General features: G+C 74.5%; 15 protein-coding genes and 2 pseudogenes. 3 read left to right on the forward strand and 14 right to left on the reverse strand.

The window, feature by feature from the left end:
• Positions 1–121: 121 nt before the first annotated feature.
• Both O7603_RS13820 and truB read right to left on the reverse strand, forming a co-directional pair.
• Positions 122–1051 carry a bifunctional riboflavin kinase/FAD synthetase gene (locus tag O7603_RS13820; protein WP_281576111.1) on the reverse strand — a complete coding sequence of 310 codons (930 nt, stop codon included), beginning with the start codon at positions 1049–1051 and terminating at the stop codon, positions 122–124.
• Positions 1052–1128: 77 nt separating this feature from the next.
• Positions 1129–2013 (reverse strand): tRNA pseudouridine(55) synthase TruB, encoded by an 885-nt coding sequence (truB, locus tag O7603_RS13825; RefSeq protein ID WP_281576112.1) that lies wholly within the window; start codon positions 2011–2013, stop codon positions 1129–1131.
• A 192-nt stretch (positions 2014–2205) separates the two neighbouring features.
• On the opposite strand from truB, the gene O7603_RS13830 reads away from it, so the two are divergent.
• On the forward strand, positions 2206–3231 hold the full coding sequence (locus O7603_RS13830) for a hypothetical protein (protein ID WP_281576113.1): 1026 nt from the start codon (positions 2206–2208) through the stop codon (positions 3229–3231).
• A gap of 9 nt (positions 3232–3240) precedes the next feature.
• On the opposite strand, the gene O7603_RS13835 is transcribed toward O7603_RS13830, so the two are convergent.
• The 12 genes and pseudogenes from O7603_RS13835 to rimP form a co-directional block, all read right to left on the reverse strand.
• The gene (locus O7603_RS13835) at positions 3241–4581 is read right to left on the reverse strand and encodes an MATE family efflux transporter (RefSeq protein WP_281576114.1); all 1341 of its coding nucleotides are present in this window, start codon (positions 4579–4581) and stop codon (positions 3241–3243) included.
• 254 nt (positions 4582–4835) lie between these two features.
• Positions 4836–5351 carry an AAA family ATPase gene (locus O7603_RS13840; RefSeq protein ID WP_281576115.1) on the reverse strand — a complete coding sequence of 172 codons (516 nt, stop codon included), beginning with the start codon at positions 5349–5351 and terminating at the stop codon, positions 4836–4838.
• A gap of 485 nt (positions 5352–5836) precedes the next feature.
• Positions 5837–6046: a DUF6186 family protein gene (locus O7603_RS13845; RefSeq protein ID WP_281576693.1), complete on the reverse strand. Its 210-nt coding sequence runs from the start codon at positions 6044–6046 to the stop codon at positions 5837–5839.
• Positions 6046–6453 carry a hypothetical protein gene (locus O7603_RS13850; RefSeq protein ID WP_281576116.1) on the reverse strand — a complete coding sequence of 136 codons (408 nt, stop codon included), beginning with the start codon at positions 6451–6453 and terminating at the stop codon, positions 6046–6048. The genes O7603_RS13845 and O7603_RS13850 overlap by 1 nt, the downstream gene beginning before the upstream one ends.
• A gap of 77 nt (positions 6454–6530) precedes the next feature.
• Positions 6531–7550 (reverse strand): bifunctional oligoribonuclease/PAP phosphatase NrnA, encoded by a 1020-nt coding sequence (locus tag O7603_RS13855; RefSeq protein ID WP_281576694.1) that lies wholly within the window; start codon positions 7548–7550, stop codon positions 6531–6533.
• Between the two features lie 44 nt (positions 7551–7594).
• Entirely contained in the window at positions 7595–8080 is a 486-nt protein-coding gene (gene rbfA, locus O7603_RS13860; RefSeq protein ID WP_281576117.1) for a 30S ribosome-binding factor RbfA, read from the reverse strand.
• Between the two features lie 175 nt (positions 8081–8255).
• The gene (locus tag O7603_RS13865; protein WP_281576118.1) at positions 8256–8549 is read right to left on the reverse strand and encodes a DUF503 domain-containing protein; all 294 of its coding nucleotides are present in this window, start codon (positions 8547–8549) and stop codon (positions 8256–8258) included.
• A gap of 89 nt (positions 8550–8638) precedes the next feature.
• Positions 8639–10759 (reverse strand): annotated as a pseudogene (gene infB, locus O7603_RS13870) (translation initiation factor IF-2); the annotation flags it as partial.
• Positions 10760–10921: 162 nt separating this feature from the next.
• Positions 10922–11656: pseudogene (locus tag O7603_RS33040) on the reverse strand (translation initiation factor IF-2 N-terminal domain-containing protein); the annotation flags it as partial.
• A 93-nt stretch (positions 11657–11749) separates the two neighbouring features.
• A complete protein-coding gene (locus O7603_RS13875) occupies positions 11750–12082 on the reverse strand; it encodes a YlxR family protein (RefSeq protein ID WP_281576120.1) in 333 nt (110 codons plus the stop codon).
• A gap of 15 nt (positions 12083–12097) precedes the next feature.
• The gene (nusA, locus tag O7603_RS13880) at positions 12098–13141 is read right to left on the reverse strand and encodes a transcription termination factor NusA (protein WP_281576121.1); all 1044 of its coding nucleotides are present in this window, start codon (positions 13139–13141) and stop codon (positions 12098–12100) included.
• Positions 13138–13833 carry a ribosome maturation factor RimP gene (rimP, locus tag O7603_RS13885; protein WP_281576122.1) on the reverse strand — a complete coding sequence of 232 codons (696 nt, stop codon included), beginning with the start codon at positions 13831–13833 and terminating at the stop codon, positions 13138–13140. The genes nusA and rimP overlap by 4 nt, the downstream gene beginning before the upstream one ends.
• A gap of 232 nt (positions 13834–14065) precedes the next feature.
• Here rimP and O7603_RS13890 point away from each other — a divergent pair, with 232 nt between their 5' ends.
• Together O7603_RS13890 and O7603_RS13895 are read left to right on the forward strand one after the other, a co-directional pair.
• The gene (locus O7603_RS13890) at positions 14066–14515 is read left to right on the forward strand and encodes a hypothetical protein (protein WP_281576695.1); all 450 of its coding nucleotides are present in this window, start codon (positions 14066–14068) and stop codon (positions 14513–14515) included.
• Positions 14515–14961 (forward strand): ferritin-like domain-containing protein, encoded by a 447-nt coding sequence (locus tag O7603_RS13895; RefSeq protein WP_281576696.1) that lies wholly within the window; start codon positions 14515–14517, stop codon positions 14959–14961. The genes O7603_RS13890 and O7603_RS13895 overlap by 1 nt, the downstream gene beginning before the upstream one ends.
• The last annotated feature ends 57 nt before the right edge of the window (positions 14962–15018 follow it).

Raw genomic sequence — 15018 nt, forward strand, 5'->3', positions numbered from 1 at the left:
GGCCGCGCGCCGGGTTCGCGCCGCCCGACGCGACCTCCCGACCGGCCCGCCGGTGCGGCGGGCGTCACCCGTGGGAGCGCGCCCGAGGCGGCCGCGACCGGCGGCGGCGCACCGGCGATGGTCAGCCGAGCGCGCGCCGGGTCCGCTCCACGTCCTCGCGGATCTGCGCGATCAGCGGCTCGACCGAGTCGTACCGGACCTGACCCCGCAGGTGCGCCACGAAGTCCAGCGCCAGTCGCTCACCGTAGAGGTCGCCGTCGAAGTCGAGGGCGTACGCCTCGACCCGCCGCTCCCGGCCGGAGAAGGTCGGGTTGGTGCCTACCGACACGGCCGCCATCAGCGGCTCGCGCTGGCCGCGACGGACCAGCCGGGCGGCGTACACGCCGTCGGCGGGGATCGCCGCGTACCGGTGGCAGAGCAGGTTGGCGGTGGGGAAGCCCAGCTCACGTCCGCGCTGGTCGCCCCGGACCACCACACCCTCCACCCGGTGCGGCCGGCCCAGCGCGGCCGCCGCCGCGCCCACGTCCCCCGCGTCGACGCAGGAGCGGATGTAGGTGGAGGAGAAGACCGTGCCGTCGGCGGCCACCAGCGGGGCGCCCTCGACCCCGAAGCCGAAGGTCCGGCCCAGCCGCTCCAGCAGCGCCACGTCACCGGCTGCCTTGTGCCCGAAGCGGAAGTTGTCCCCCACCACGACCAGCGCGGCGTGCAGGTGCTCGACCAGCACGTCGTGCACGAACGCCTCGGCCGGCAGCCGGGAGAACTCGGGGGTGAACGGCACGACGCAGAGCACGTCGACGCCGAGCGCCTCGATCAGCTCGGCCTTGCGGGCCGGCTCGGTGAGCACCGCCGGGTGCGAACCGGGGCGGACCACCTCGGCCGGGTGCGGGTCGAACGTGACGACCACCGACTGCACGCCCAGCTCCCGGGCCCGGGCCACCGCGTGGCCGATGGTGGCCTGGTGCCCCTTGTGCACGCCGTCGAAGACGCCGATGGTCACGACCGACCGCCCCCAGCCACCGGGCGCCGCGTCGTACCCCCGCCACCGCTGCATGCCGCTCCTCCCCTGCTCCCCGGCCGGCACCACGCCGGTCCGGCCCCGTGACCACCCGCCGGGCCCCGGCACCGCCGTCAGGCCGGCGCGAGCACGATCTCCGCCCGGGCGCGGCCGTCCCGCTCGCTGACGATAGCGACCAGGCCCCCGGCCGGATCGAAGACGGCGTACGGCCCTGTGATGCCGGTCGCCTCCAGCGGCCCTCCGTGCGAGAGCACCGTCGTCTCGGCGGCGGTGGCGTCGCGGCGCGGGAAGAACCGGTCGGCCGCCGCCGCGAGCGGCAACGTCACCACCTCGGGCGCGCGCTGCTCCAGCTCGTCGAGGGTCGCCGCCTCCGCGAGGGTGAAGCCACCCACCGCCGTACGCCGCAGCGCGGTCAGGTGCCCGCCCACGCCGAGGGCGAGACCGGCGTCCCGGGCGATCGCCCGGATGTACGTGCCGGAGGAGCAGGTCACGTCGACGTCCACGTCGACCACGTCGGGCTGGTCGCGCCGGACGGCGAGCAGCTCCAGGCGGGAGACGGTGACCCGGCGGGCCGGAAGCTCGACGCTCTCTCCCTCGCGCACCCGCTTGTACGCCCGCTCTCCGTTGATCTTGATGGCGCTGACCGCGCTCGGCACCTGGTCGATCTCGCCCGTCAGCGCCGCGAGGGCGTCCCGGATCGCGGCGTCGGCGACCTCGCCGGCCGGGGTGGTGGCGATCACGTCGCCCTCGGCGTCGTCGGTGACGGTGGCCTGGCCGAGCCGGATCGTGGCGGTGTAGCTCTTGCCCGCGCCGATGACGTACGTCAGCAGCCGGGTGGCCCGACCCACCCCGATCACCAGCACCCCGGTGGCCATCGGATCGAGGGTGCCGCCGTGGCCCACCCGACGGGTCCGGGCCAGCCGGCGGATCCGCGCCACCACGTCGTGCGACGTCATGCCGCCGGGCTTGTCGACCACGATCAGACCGTCTGTGCTCACGACACCCAAGCCTGCCAGACGTCCTCACGGGGGCCGCCACGGCCGGGCATCCGTGCCGGAGATCGGGTGATCGGCGGGTGCGGGATCGGCCGGACCGGTGGGAACGCCCGCCGCCGGCCGTCTCGGTCAGCGCGGAGGCGGGCCCGGTGAGATGATCATGCGCCCCCTCGCCGCCCGAGCTCTGGAAACTGGATGACCACCACCGATCCGTCCGCACCGGCAGCCACCCCCGCCCCGAACTCCGTCTCCGACGCCGCCGGGGAACCGCCCGTCCGGATCCCCGACTGGATGCGCGAGCCGCGGACGGAGCATCCGCCGACCGGCTCGGAGCGGCTCAGACTGGTGTGGGAGGAGCACGGCGGGAAGGTGCTCGGCGGGATCGGCGGCATCGTGGCCCTCGGCCTGGTGGTGGTGCTGGCGGTGAGCGGGATGACCTTCCGCCAGCGGGTGCACGACGGCGAGCCACTGCTGCCGCGCCGCGACCGGACCGCCGCCGCGCGGCCGACCGACGCCAGCGGCAACTCGCTGGGGGTGTACGTCGGGACTCCGGCGGAGTCCTTCGCCGCGGGCGCGGACGCCATCGAACTGCCCGCAGCCACAGCCGCCGGGCCGTTCACCGCGAAGCAGGTCGCGAACGCGCTGGACCAGGTGCGTCAGGCGCTGGTCGCGGCGCGGCTCGCCCCGTCGATGGTGGCAGCCGACGAACCCGGACCGTTCCTCGCCCTGCTCGCCGAGGACAACCGCGACGAAGTTCGCGCCGACCTGGCCGACGGCGCCTCTCTCAACTACGCGACTCGGATCGACCCCGACGCCAACCCGGGATGGGTACGGGACGACGGCGTCCGGGCCAAGGGGACGGTCAGCTTCCGCGCGACCACCGACGCCGACGGCTTCCGGGTCGTCGAGATCACCACGAGCTTCCTCTGGGTCTACTCCTTCGACCTCTGGCAGGCACAGAAGTATCCGCCGGGGACGGAGCTGGTCACGATCCGCGACCGGGTCGTCTGGCACCTGCCGCATCCCGACGACGTCCTGCCGGCCTCCCGAGGCCTCTGGGTGGCGGAGGCAGCGAGCACCGTCCAGAACGCCGACTGCGCCGCGATCAGGCGCGGCTACCTGGCGCTGGAGAAGAAGGACCGGCTCGGCATCCCCACCCCCGGTCCGACCGGCGACGTGTACCAGCCGGACTGGCGTCCGGGCGACGGCGAGGAGTGCTGAGGCCGCCGCTCAGCGGACCGCCCCCACCACCGCCCACCGTCCCGAGCGCAGCCGCAGGAGCAGCGCGACCAACCGGAGCACCACGAACAGGGTGAGGCCGGCCCAGATGCCGCCCAGCCCGAGGTCGAGCCCGTACGCCAGCCAGATCGCCGGCAGGAACCCGCCCAGCGCCGCCACGACGGTGAGGTTGCGCAGGTAGCGGACGTCACCCGCGCCGATCAACACGCCGTCCAGGGCGAAGACCACCCCGGCCAGCGGCTGCATCGCCACGAACCAGGGCCAGGCCACCATGGCCTGGTCGCGGACCTGTGGGTCGGAGCTGAACCAGGCCGGCACCACCCCGGCGCCGGCGGCGATCAGCACCGCGAACGCGACGCCGCACACGCCGCCGAGCAGCCCGATCCGGCGGGCCAGCGAGCGCGCCCCGGCCTCGTCGCCGGCACCGAGCGCGGCGCCGACCAGCGACTGCGCGGCGATGGCGAGCGCGTCGAGCACCAGCGCGGTGAAGAACCACAGTTGCAGGGCGATCTGGTGGGCGCCGACCGCCGCCGCGCCGAAGCGGGCCGCCACGGCGGTCGCCGACAGGAAGCTCGCCTGGAACGCCGCTCCACGGATCAGCAGGTCGCGGCTGAGCACCAACTGCTGGCGGATCAGCCGGGGCCGCGGCCGCAGCGGGACGCGTTCGGCCACCAGCGCGGCGGCGAACAGCCCGCCGCCGAGCGTCTGGGCGACCGCGTTGGCCACCGCCGAACCGGTCAGGCCGAGCCCGAGGGGGTAGACCAGCACGGGGCAGAGCACCGCGGAGAGCAGGTTCGGCCCCAGCACGAAGAGCAGCGGGCGGCGGGTGTCCTGGATTCCGCGCAGCCAGCCGTTGCCCGCGGCGGCGAGCAGCAGCCCGGGGGCGCCGAGCGACGCGATCCGCAGCCACTGCGCCGCGGCGTCGGCCACCTCACCGGGGCCGCCGACGAGCGTACGCGCGAGCGCCCCGCCGCCGACCTGCATGGCGAGCGCGACCAGCAGCCCGACGCCGAACGCCAGCCAGGACGCCTGCACGCCCTCGGCGACGGCGGCCGCCCGGTCCCCCGCGCCGAACCGGCGGGCCGAGCGCCCGGTGGTGCCGTACGCCACCACGGTGCCGAGCCAGGCGGTGAGCGTCATGACCGTGCCGCCGACGGCGAGCGCGGCCAGCGGCACCCGGCCGAGGTGGCCGACCACGGCGGTGTCGACCAGCACGTAGAGCGGCTCGGCGGCGAGCACGACGAGCGCCGGCAGGGCGAGCGCGGCGATGCGTCGCGGCGTGGCGGCGGCGCGGGCGGTGGTGGCGGTGTCGGTGGCGGTTGGCTGGCTCATCGCCGCCGATCCTGGCACGACCTCAGTAAGGGGCGCAAGACGGGTGATGACTTACGCATCGACCGTCCGGCGTGACAGGGGAAGGTGTCGACCGCGGGTGGCGGCGGCCGGGTCGAGGAACAGGAGGCGGGCGAAGGCGGGGACCGACGTTGATCCACTCCAGATCGCCGATATCGCGGTGTCCTGGGGCGTGGCGCAACGCCAGGTCGCCCACCTCGGTGTCGATCTTCTGCGGCACGACACCGCTCGCCGGCTCAGCGTGGGGCGGTGGGGAGTGAGTCGAGCCAGCGACGCACCGCGGCGCGACTGCGCAGCCGCACCACGGGCACTTCCGGGGCGGACGCGACCGACGCGAGCAGGCGCGGCCGGGAACGGCGCGGGTAGCGCCAGACGTACCAGAGGAACTGGAGGTCGATCTGTTCCGCGCAGCCGGCGGGCAGGTCGTCGCGCGCCGTCGCGCGGTGGGCCCAGCGGCGGCGCAGCACCCGACCGAGGCAGAGCAGTCGGGGCAGGTCGCAGAAGACGAGCAGGTCGGCCCGGGGCAGGCGGAGGTCGAGGCTGCCGCCGTAGTTGCCGTCCATCACCCAGGCCGGTCGGGCCGCCAGCCGGGTGACGGTCTCCCGCCAGCGCGCCTCGTCGGGCGCGGTCCAGCCGGGCTGCCAGAAGTGCCGGTCGAGGTGGATCAGCGGGAGATCGAGCCGGCGGGCGATCTCGCGGGCGAGGGTGGTCTTGCCGGCACCGGCGCTGCCGACCACCAGGATCCGGCGCACCAGGCGACCGTACTGCCCGGTCGGGGCCGGCGGGAAGCGGAGTCGGGTCAGGCTGTCGACGCCGGACGGGCGGTGACGCTGTCGGCGCGGCGCGTCGGCGGCGTCACCGCCGGGCGGTCTGCGTCACTGCCGGGTGTCCATCGACGTCTGCAGCGCGCGGCGGGCCTGCTCGCGGGCGTCGTCAGTGGACTCGGGCTTGGGCTTGCTCGGCATCGTCGGTGCTCCCTTCCAGGGTGCGAGCCACCGTCGGACGGCGGCCCTCACGGGCGGTCCTGCTGGGCGCCCCTACGGCGGTCCGGGGTTGCCGGAGCGGCCGGCTGGGCAGCGTGAGCCCGGGTCGGTCGACCCTGGAGGGAGGCGGCACCGGGTGTGGCGCCACCCCCTTGACCTGCGCCGATCAGCGCGGCGCGGACCTTTCCCAAGTTAGCGTTCAGTCAGCCGCACTGCGCGCCGTTCCCGGGATCTGGACAGTCGGGCCCTCGACGTCAGCGGGCCAGGAAGTGCCAGCCCAGCCACCACCAGAAGCCGAAGAGACCGATCCGGCCCACCGGCACCGGGCCTACCTCGTAGCGCATGACGTACGCACAGACCTCGCCGAGCGTCGGGATCCGGGACCCCTCCCGGCGGGCCAGCCACTCGATGCCGGCGAAGAGCGCCAGCGCGGTGAGGAAGCCACCGATAGCGAGCACTCGCATCATCGCCGCACCAACCCCCAGAACGCGGCCAGCCAGGCGAACCAGGCCGTGGACCGGAGCAACTGGTCCTCCAGCAACGGGTCGGCGAGCCGGGAGAAGGTGGGGAACTCGTCGCCCACCGAGAGCACGAAGGTGGCTCCCTCGAAGACGCCGAAGACCACCACGGGCAGCGCCCACCAGGCGGCTCCGGCGCCCAGCCGAGCCGGGGCCGGTCGACGCGGCACCCGGTTGCTCAGACCGAGCCAGATCAGCACCCCGCCGGTGCCGAGCGTGTAGAGATTGGCCTCCGTGGAGAACGAGACGAACCGGCCGCCCACCAACGAGAGGCAGACCAGCACGGGCACGGAGAAGGCGGGACGGTCCCAGGCGCGGGGCGCCTCGAGGGTGAGGTCGCGGGGCTGCTCCATTCCGTGATTCTCCCTGCACTCAGCGCGCGCGGGAAGCCCGGTGACGCCCCGAGCTGACCCTGATCCCGGGCCGGGGGTCAGGTGGCGGCGATCAGCGCCGTGTCGAGTTGCCGCCGGATCTGGTCGACGACCCCCTCGGCACTGCCCCGCCCGGTGAACCCGGCGGCGAACCGGTGCCCACCGCCGCCCAACGCGACCGCGACCCGGCTGACGTCCACCTCGCCCTTGCTGCGCATCGAGACGGCCCACTGGTCGGGCGCGGTCTGCTTGAGGACGCAGCTCACGTCGGCCTCGGCCGTGCAGCGCACCGAGTCGATGAGGGCCTCCAGCACGTACGGCCGCTGCTCGTGGCGGGCCAGGTCGTCCAGGGTGGCCCAGGTCCAGACCAGTCCCCGACCGCCGGCCGCCGCCGGCTCCAGCCGAGCCCGGCCGAGCACCTCGCCGAAGAGCCGGACCGCCCCGAACGGCCGGGTGTCGAACACTCGGCGGGAGATGTCCCCCGGGCGGATGCCGGTGGCGAGCAGCCGGGCGGCCATGTGGTGCACCGCCGGGGTGGTCGCCTCGAAACGGAACGAGCCGGTGTCGGTGGTCAGCGCGACGTAGAGACACTCGGCGATCTCCGCGTCGAGCGGCACGTCGAGCCGGGCCAGCAACTGCTCGGCGACCACCGAGGTGGCCGCGGCGTGCGGATCGACCAGGTTGATCCCGCCGAAGCGGGTGTTCGAGGCGTGGTGGTCGAGGACCAACGCCACACCGGCCGTGTCCAGGCGGTCGACCAGCTCACCGAGGCGCGACTCGCTCGCCGCGTCGAAGCAGATCACCAGGTCCGGGTCCGGGTACGCGTCGACCGCCGGCACCAGCAGGTCGAGCCCCGGCAACCCGCGGAACGGCTCGGGCACCTCGGGTGGCCCCGGGAAGGTCGCCTGCATCCGGCGTACGCCGAGCCGACGCAGGCCCAGCCCGAAGCCGAGCATGCTGCCCAGCGCGTCCCCGTCCGGGTTGACGTGGCAGATCAGCAGCACCCGGCCGTCGGCCGGAAGCTCGCGGAGCGCCGCCTCGGCAGCCGCCCAGTCGGCGGCCTCCGGGCCCGCGTCCACCGGCGCCGCCTCGACGACGGCACCCGCGGGGCCACCCGGCCCGGTCACCGCCGGTCCCCGCCGGCGGGCGGGTTGTCGTCCTCGGCGGCCGCCTCGGCGTCGGCGTCCTCGTCCTCGTCGAGCCGGTACGGCTGCGCTTCCCCGGCGTACTGGGCCTTGGCGGCCAGCCGCTGCACCTCGGCGTCCGCGTTCCGGGCGGCGGCGAGCAGGTCGTCGATGTGCTTGACCTGGTCCTGCACGTCGTCGAGGACGAAGGTCAACGTCGGTGAGTGGCGGAGCCCGAGGGCCTTGCCCACCGTGCTGCGCAGCATGCCCTTGGCGCTCTCCAGGGCGGCGGCCGTGCCGGCCTGGGCCGCCGCGTCACCGAGCACGGTGTAGAAGACCGTGGCGTCGCGCAGGTCGGCGGTGATCCGGGCGTCAGTGATGGTGATCATGCCGAGCCGCGGGTCCTTGATCTGGCTCCGCACCACCGACGCGACCAGTTCCCGCACCCGCTCCGCGTGCCGGCGTACCTTGGCCGGATCCGTCATCTCCGCCACCTCCACGGTGTCCCGTTCCCGGCCGGACCAGGCGGCGCGGGCGCCGCCGGACCCCGACCGGCCAACATTTCGAACACTACCCGCGCGGCCCCGCCGGGCGCGCGTCGCCGCCGGTGGCGCCACCGCTCCGTGCGGGCGCCGGCACCGGCGCGTCCGCGCTCCGGTGTCAGTCCTCCGCGCCGTAGAGCTGCCGCCGGACCGACAGCAGCTCGGTCTCCGGCCGGCCGGCCACCAGGCGCTCGCAGGAGTCCAGCACCTCACGGACGTGCGACGCCTCGGCGGCCACCACGGCCACCGCTATCTCCGCCCGACCGTGCAGGTCGAGCGCTCCCACCTCGGCGGCCGACACCTCGAAGCGGCGCAGCGCCGCCACGATCGGCCGTACGTATGATCTCTTGGCCTTGAGCGACCGGGAGTCGCCCGGCAGCAGCAGGTCGAAGACCGCGGTTCCGGTGAACATCGTCCCGGACGATACCCGTATCCGGCCCCGCATGATCAAGGGGTTTACGCCCTCCGGCGTAAACCCCTTGACCAGCGTTCACCGCGGGATCAGGCGCGCGGCTTCTCCCGCATCTCGAAGGTCTCGATGATGTCGCCGACCTGGACGTTGTTGAACCCGCCCAGGGTCAGACCACACTCGAAGCCCTCCCGGACCTCCGTGGCGTCGTCCTTGAACCGCTTCAAGGAGTTGACCGTGAGGTTGTCCGCCACGACCGCCCCGTCGCGCAGCAGGCGTGCCCGCGCGTTGCGGCGGATGAGACCGGAGCGGACGATGCAGCCGGCGATGTTGCCGATCTTGGACGAGCGGAACACGTCGCGGATCTCCGCGGTGCCCAGCTCGACCTCCTCGTACTCCGGCTTGAGCAGCCCCTTGAGCGCGGCGTCGATCTCCTCGATGGCCTGGTAGATGACCGTGTAGTACCGGATCTCCACGCCCTCGCGGTCGGCGATCTCCCGGACCTTGTTGGCGGCCCGGACGTTGAAGCCGATGATCGTGACCGCCTCGGACGAGGCGCTCGCGAGCATGACGTCGCTCTCGGTGATCGCGCCGACGCCCCGGTGGATGATCCTGAGCTGGACCTCCTCGGGGATGTCGAGGTTGAACAGCGCGTCCTCGAGGGCCTCCACCGAACCGGAGACGTCGCCCTTGAGCACCAGGTTGAGCGAGGTCTTCTCGCCCTCCTTGAGCTGCTCCATGAGCGTCTCGAGAGTGGCCCGACCACGGGAGTTGGCGAATGCCGCCGCCCGTCGCCGCGCCTGCCGCTGCTCGGCGATCTGCCGCACCGTGCGGTCGTCCGCCGCGGCGAGGAAGGTGTCGCCCGCGCCCGGCACCGCGGTCAGACCGAGGACCAGCACCGGACGCGCCGGCCCCGCCTCGGCGACCTGGTTGCCGTTCTCGTCGAGCATCGCCCGGACCCGGCCGTGCGCCCCACCGGCGACGATCGAGTCGCCCGCCCGCAGGGTGCCCTTCTGCACCAGCACCGTCGCCACCGCACCGCGACCCTTGTCGAGGTGCGCCTCGATCGCCACACCCTGCGCCGGCCCGTCGATCGGAGCGGTCAGCTCCAGCGACGCGTCGGCGGTCAGCAGCACGGCCTCGAGCAGGTCCTCGATGCCGATGCCCGGCTTCGCGGCCACGTTGACGAACATCGTGTCGCCGCCGTACTCCTCGGCGACCAGGCCGTACTCGGTCAGCTGCTGGCGGACCTTGTCCGGGTTCGCCTCCGGCTTGTCGACCTTGTTGACCGCCACCACGATCGGCACTTCGGCCGCCTTGGCGTGGTTGAGCGCCTCGATCGTCTGCGGCATCACGCCGTCGTCGGCCGCGACCACCAGCACCACGATGTCGGTGACCTGGGCACCACGGGCACGCATGGCGGTGAACGCCTCGTGACCCGGGGTGTCGATGAAGGTCACCGCGCGGTCCTCGCCCTCGTGCGGGACGTGGACCTGGTAGGCGCCGATGTGCTGGGTGATGCCACCCGCCTCGCCGGCCACCACGTTCGCCTTGCGGATCGCGTCGAGCAGCTTGGTCTTACCGTGGTCGACGTGACCCATGACGGTCACCACCGGCGCACGGCTGACCAGGCGGTCCTCCGACACCTCGGCGTCCAGGTCGATGTTGAACTGCGCGAGCAGCTCGCGGTCCTCGTCCTCCGGGCTGACGATCTGCACGTCGAAGCCGAGGTGCTCACCCAGCAGCAGCAGGGTGTCGTCGGAGCACGACTGGGTCGCGGTGACCATCTCGCCCAGGTTGAACATCTCCTGGACCAGCGAACCCGGGTTGGCGTTGATCTTGTCGGCGAAGTCGGACAGCGAGGCGCCACGGGAGAGCCGGACGACCTGACCCTGACCCCGGGGTGCACCCGAGCTCATGGTCGGGGCCGACAGGTTGTCGAACTCCTGTCTGCGCTGCTTCTTGGACTTGCGACCACGGGTCGGCCGGCCACCCGGACGCCCGAAGGCACCCGCGGCACCGCCGCCGCGACCACGGCCGCCGCCACCGGGACGGCCACCGCCACCGGCCGGGGCACCACCCGGGCGGAAACCACCGCCGGGAGCGCCACCGCCGCCGCCACCGGGGCCGCCGCGGTAGCCACCGCCACCGCCGGCGCCGCCGCCGGGACCGCCGCGGAAGCCACCGCCTCCGCCACCGCCACCGGGACCGCCGCGGAAGCCGCCGCCACCACCGGGGCGACCGGCGCCGCCACCGGGGCCACCACGACCGCCACCGGGGCCGCCGGGGCGACCCGTGGTGGGACGCTGACTCGGCATCGACGCCGGGCTGGGCCGCGGCGGCATGGAGGCCGGGCTGGGCCGCGGCGGCATGCCGGCCGGGCTCGGGCGGGGACCGCCGGCACCGGCGGCCGGCGGCCGCTGCTGCTGGCCGCCCTGGATGCCGAACGGGTTGTTACCGGCGCCGCGCGCCGGCGGACGACCACCCGGCCGGGCACCCGGGCCCGGGGTCGGGCCACCGGGACGACCGGCGGACGGGGTCCCCGGACGCGGCGGCACCGCGTTCGGGCCCGGACGCGGACCCGGACGGGGACCGCCCTCGGCCGGAGGCTCCCGGCGGACGTTCTCCCGCTGCTGCTGGCGGGCGGCCTGCGCGGCCTTGACCGCGGCCTCCTGCTCAGCCTTGAGGGCGGCAGCGCGCGCCTCGGCGGCCGCCACCTCGATGTCGTGCGCGCTCGCCGGCTTGGCGACCGGGGCCGCCGGCTGCGGCGGACCCGGGACCGGACCCTTGGGCTTCGGCCCGGGCGTCGGCGCGGCCGGCCGCCGGGGCGGCATGGGCCGGGCCGAGACCCGGGGGGCACCCGGGGCCGGGGTCGGCGCGGGGGTCGGAGACGGCGCCGGGCTCGGGGTGGCCGCCGGCGGGGCGGCCGGCGCCGAAGCACCACCGGCGGACGCGACGAATGCGCCACGCAGCCGCCGGGCGACGGGCGCCTCGACGGTGCTGGACGCGGACTTGACGAACTCGCCCATTTCCTTCAGCTTGGCGAGAACGGTCTTACTTTCGACCCCGAGCTCTTTCGCAAGCTCGTGTACGCGGGCCTTGCCTGCCACTGCACTCCTCACTCCGAGGTCGTGCGGGCAGCACCCGCAGCGACCTCACTCGTGCACTTGAAGCCTGGTCATTTCAGGGACTTCATCGTGTGCTCATGTCGGTCGTCCTACCTTGCTAGCGACCCGCGTCCGGTCGGGCTGACCGGACGTCGTGGATGACGCATCGATGTGCTCCGCGAGCTCACCGTGGTCGAGAACCCCGGTGACACGCAACGCACGCCCGAAGGCGCGACGCCGCACCGCTAGCGCGAAGCAGGCCGGATCCGGGTGCATGTTCGCCCCCCGACCCGGCAGCCTGCGGGCCGGATCGGGCCGGAGGCTGTGACCAGCCTCGTCGCCAACCGCGACGATCCGCAGCAGTTCGCCGGCCGGCGCTCGCCGCCGACAGCCCACACAGGTGCGCTCCGGCCGCGCGCGTCGTGCCACTGAGAAAGTCTACCCCTAGCTCCCGGAGATCGCGCCGCCCGGCTCGGGGACGTGATCAGCTCCGCTCCGGGCGGCCGGGCTGCTCTGCTCCGCGTCGGAACGGATGTCGATCCGCCAACCGGTCAACCGGGCCGCGAGGCGGGCATTCTGCCCCTCGCGTCCGATGGCCAGGGAGAGCTGGAAGTCCGGCACGGTCACCCGGGCGGTCCGGCTGGCCAGGTCGACCACCTCGACGCGCAGCGCCTTGGCCGGCGACAACGCGTTTCCGACGAAGGTCGCCGGGTCGTCCGACCAGTCGATGATGTCGATCTTCTCACCGTGCAGCTCGCTCATCACCGCCCGGACCCGCTGCCCCATCGGGCCGATGCACGCGCCCTTGGCGTTCACGCCGGGCGCGGTGGAGCGGACCGCGATCTTCGTACGGTGACCTGCCTCACGCGCGATGGCGCCGATCTCGACGGTCCCGTCGGCGATCTCCGGCACCTCCAGCGCGAACAGCTTCTTCACCAGCGCGGGATGCGACCGGGACAACGTGATCTGCGGGCCCCGCATTCCCTTGGCCACGTGCACCACCACGCAGCGGATCCGCTCGCCGTGCGCGTACCGCTCGCCGGGCACCTGCTCGGACTGCGGCAGGACGCCCTCCAGCTTGCCGAGGTCGACGCTGACGATGCCCTTCTCGGCGCGCGCCTCGTGCGCCTGCACCACGCCGGTGACCAGGTCGCCGTCGCGACCCACGTACTCGCCGAAGTGCACCTCGTCGGTGGCCTCCCGCAGCCGCTGGAGGATCACCTGCTTGGCGGTCATGGCGGCGATCCGGCCGAAGTCGTGCGGGGTGTCGTCCCACTCCCGCACCACGGCGCCCTCGTCGTCCAGCTCCTGCGCGTACACCAGGGCCGCGCCGGACTTGCGGTCGATCTCCACCCGCGCGTGCGGCTCGGCGCCGTCGGTGTGCCGGTAGGCGGTCAGCAGCGCGGTCTCGATCGCCGCGAGGATCGTGTCGAACGGGATCTCCCGCTCGCGCTCCAGTGCGCGCAGCGCCGCGAGGTCGATGTTCACCTCTCCTCGTCCTCCACATCATCTTCGTCGTCAAAGTCGTCTTCGTCACCGGTCTCGCCGGTGTCGTCGAGCTCGTTCGATTCCTCGATCTCGTCGAGGCGGCTGAACTCGACCTGCACCCGGCCGGGGCCGAGCTCGGCGTAGGTCCACTCCGAGCGGCCGGCGTCTGTGTCCAGCACCACGCGCTCCGCGTCGGCCTCCACCACCCGGCCGGTGAGCTGCCGGTCGCCGGTGGGCTGTTCGCCACGCTGGCCGGGGAGCGCGCCCGCGCCGCGGGTGGTCACCTTGACCAGCCGGCCGACATTGCGCCGCCAGTGCCGGGGCAGGGTGAGCGGCCGGTCCACACCCGGCGAGCTGACCTCCAGCTGGTACTCCCCCGCGAGGATGTCGCCGCCGGCCTCCTCGGCCGCGTCGAGGGCCGCGGAGACCGCCCGCGAGACGTCCGCGACGGCGTCCAGGTTGATCCCGCCGTCGGCGTCGACGATCACCCGCACCACGTGCCGGCGGCCGGCCCGGGACACGGTCAGGTCCTCCAGGTCGTAGCCGACGGCGCTCACCACGGGCTCGATCACGTCCCGCAACTGCTTGCGCCGGGTGGCGAGGTCACCGCCGCGGGGCCGTTCGCCGCCGCCCGGGCGCTCGCCGCCGCGGGGCCGCCCGGTCGACCTGGTGGCACGGCCACGCTGCGTCATCTCCGCACCCTTCTCCTGATCGACGGCGACCCGCGGGTCCCGCCCCATGCCGGCTCGCCACCGGAGCGAACGCGCCGGTGGCTGCGCAGAGCGTAACGCGCCTGACGGCCACCCGGCCGGGCGGCGCACCGACGCGGTGACCCACGTACCGTCGCGCATGGTGTTGACTTGTCCGGTGGCGACGGGCACGACTGCAGAGCGCAACGGGACTTCCGGGCATTCCCGGCGCGGGCTGCTGCGCGCCGGGGGGCTGTTGGCCCTCGGCGGCGGCGTGGCGCCGTTGACCGGCTGTGATCTTCTCGACCGCGACGACGGTCCGCCGCCGGCGCCCGACCCGCTGCGGCCGCTGCTGGACGAGGCGCTGACGCTCGCGGCGAGCTACCGCGCCGCCGCCGGCGCCGTCCCGGACCTGGCCGACCGGCTCACCCCGATCGCCGAGGCGCACCAGGCGCACGCCGCCGAGCTGGCCCGGGTGATCGGAGTGACACTGCCCTCGACCGCCCCGGCATCGACCGGCACGCCGCCGACCGGGCCGGACGCCGCGCTCGCCGAGCTGCGGCAGCGGGAACAGGCCGGCCGGGAGGCCGCGGTCACGGCCTGCGCGGCGGCCCCCGCGGAGCGGGCCGCCCTGCTCGGGTCGGTCGCGGCCGCCCGGGCCACCCACCTGGAGGCACTGAAGTGATCGAGCGAGCGGCGGCACCCACCCCGGCCGAGGCCCTCGGCGCGGCGCTGAGCGCCGAGTACGCCGCCATCTTCGCCTACGGCCCGATCGGCGTCCGGCTCTCGGGACCGGCCCGGGAGGCGGCCCGGCAGGCCGAGGCGGCGCACCGGCACCGCCGGGACGCGCTGATGGTGCAGCTCAGCACCGGGGGCGGCACGGTTCCGCCGGACCGGGCCGGGTACGCGCTGCCGTTCCCGGTCACCGACCGGGCGAGCGCGCTGCGGCTCGCGGTGGAGGTCGAGGAGCGCACCGCGGCGCACTGGCGGGCGGCGCTCGCCGCCACCACCGGCGCCGACCGGGACCAGGCGCTGGACGCGCTGCTCGACTACGCGGTCCGGGCCACCCGGTGGCGACGGACCGCCGGCGTCACCCCGCTGACCGTGGCGTTCCCCGGCCGCCCCACCTGACGCGCCGCCCCACCTGACGGCCGCCCCACCTGACCCGCCGCCCCACCTGGCCGGCCG

The organism is Micromonospora sp. WMMD812, assembly GCF_027497215.1.
Lineage (GTDB): Bacteria > Actinomycetota > Actinomycetes > Mycobacteriales > Micromonosporaceae > Micromonospora.

Coding starts and splice junctions, on each gene's coding strand:
- O7603_RS13820 (WP_281576111.1), bottom strand. CDS start 1,051: ATGCAGCGGTGGCGGGGGTACGACGCGGCGCCCGGTGGCTGGGGGCGG.
- O7603_RS13830 (WP_281576113.1), top strand. CDS start 2,206: ATGACCACCACCGATCCGTCCGCACCGGCAGCCACCCCCGCCCCGAAC.
- O7603_RS13835 (WP_281576114.1), bottom strand. CDS start 4,581: ATGAGCCAGCCAACCGCCACCGACACCGCCACCACCGCCCGCGCCGCC.
- O7603_RS13845 (WP_281576693.1), bottom strand. CDS start 6,046: ATGCGAGTGCTCGCTATCGGTGGCTTCCTCACCGCGCTGGCGCTCTTC.
- O7603_RS13850 (WP_281576116.1), bottom strand. CDS start 6,453: ATGGAGCAGCCCCGCGACCTCACCCTCGAGGCGCCCCGCGCCTGGGAC.
- rbfA (WP_281576117.1), bottom strand. CDS start 8,080: ATGACGGATCCGGCCAAGGTACGCCGGCACGCGGAGCGGGTGCGGGAA.
- O7603_RS13865 (WP_281576118.1), bottom strand. CDS start 8,549: ATGTTCACCGGAACCGCGGTCTTCGACCTGCTGCTGCCGGGCGACTCC.
- rimP (WP_281576122.1), bottom strand. CDS start 13,833: ATGACGCAGCGTGGCCGTGCCACCAGGTCGACCGGGCGGCCCCGCGGC.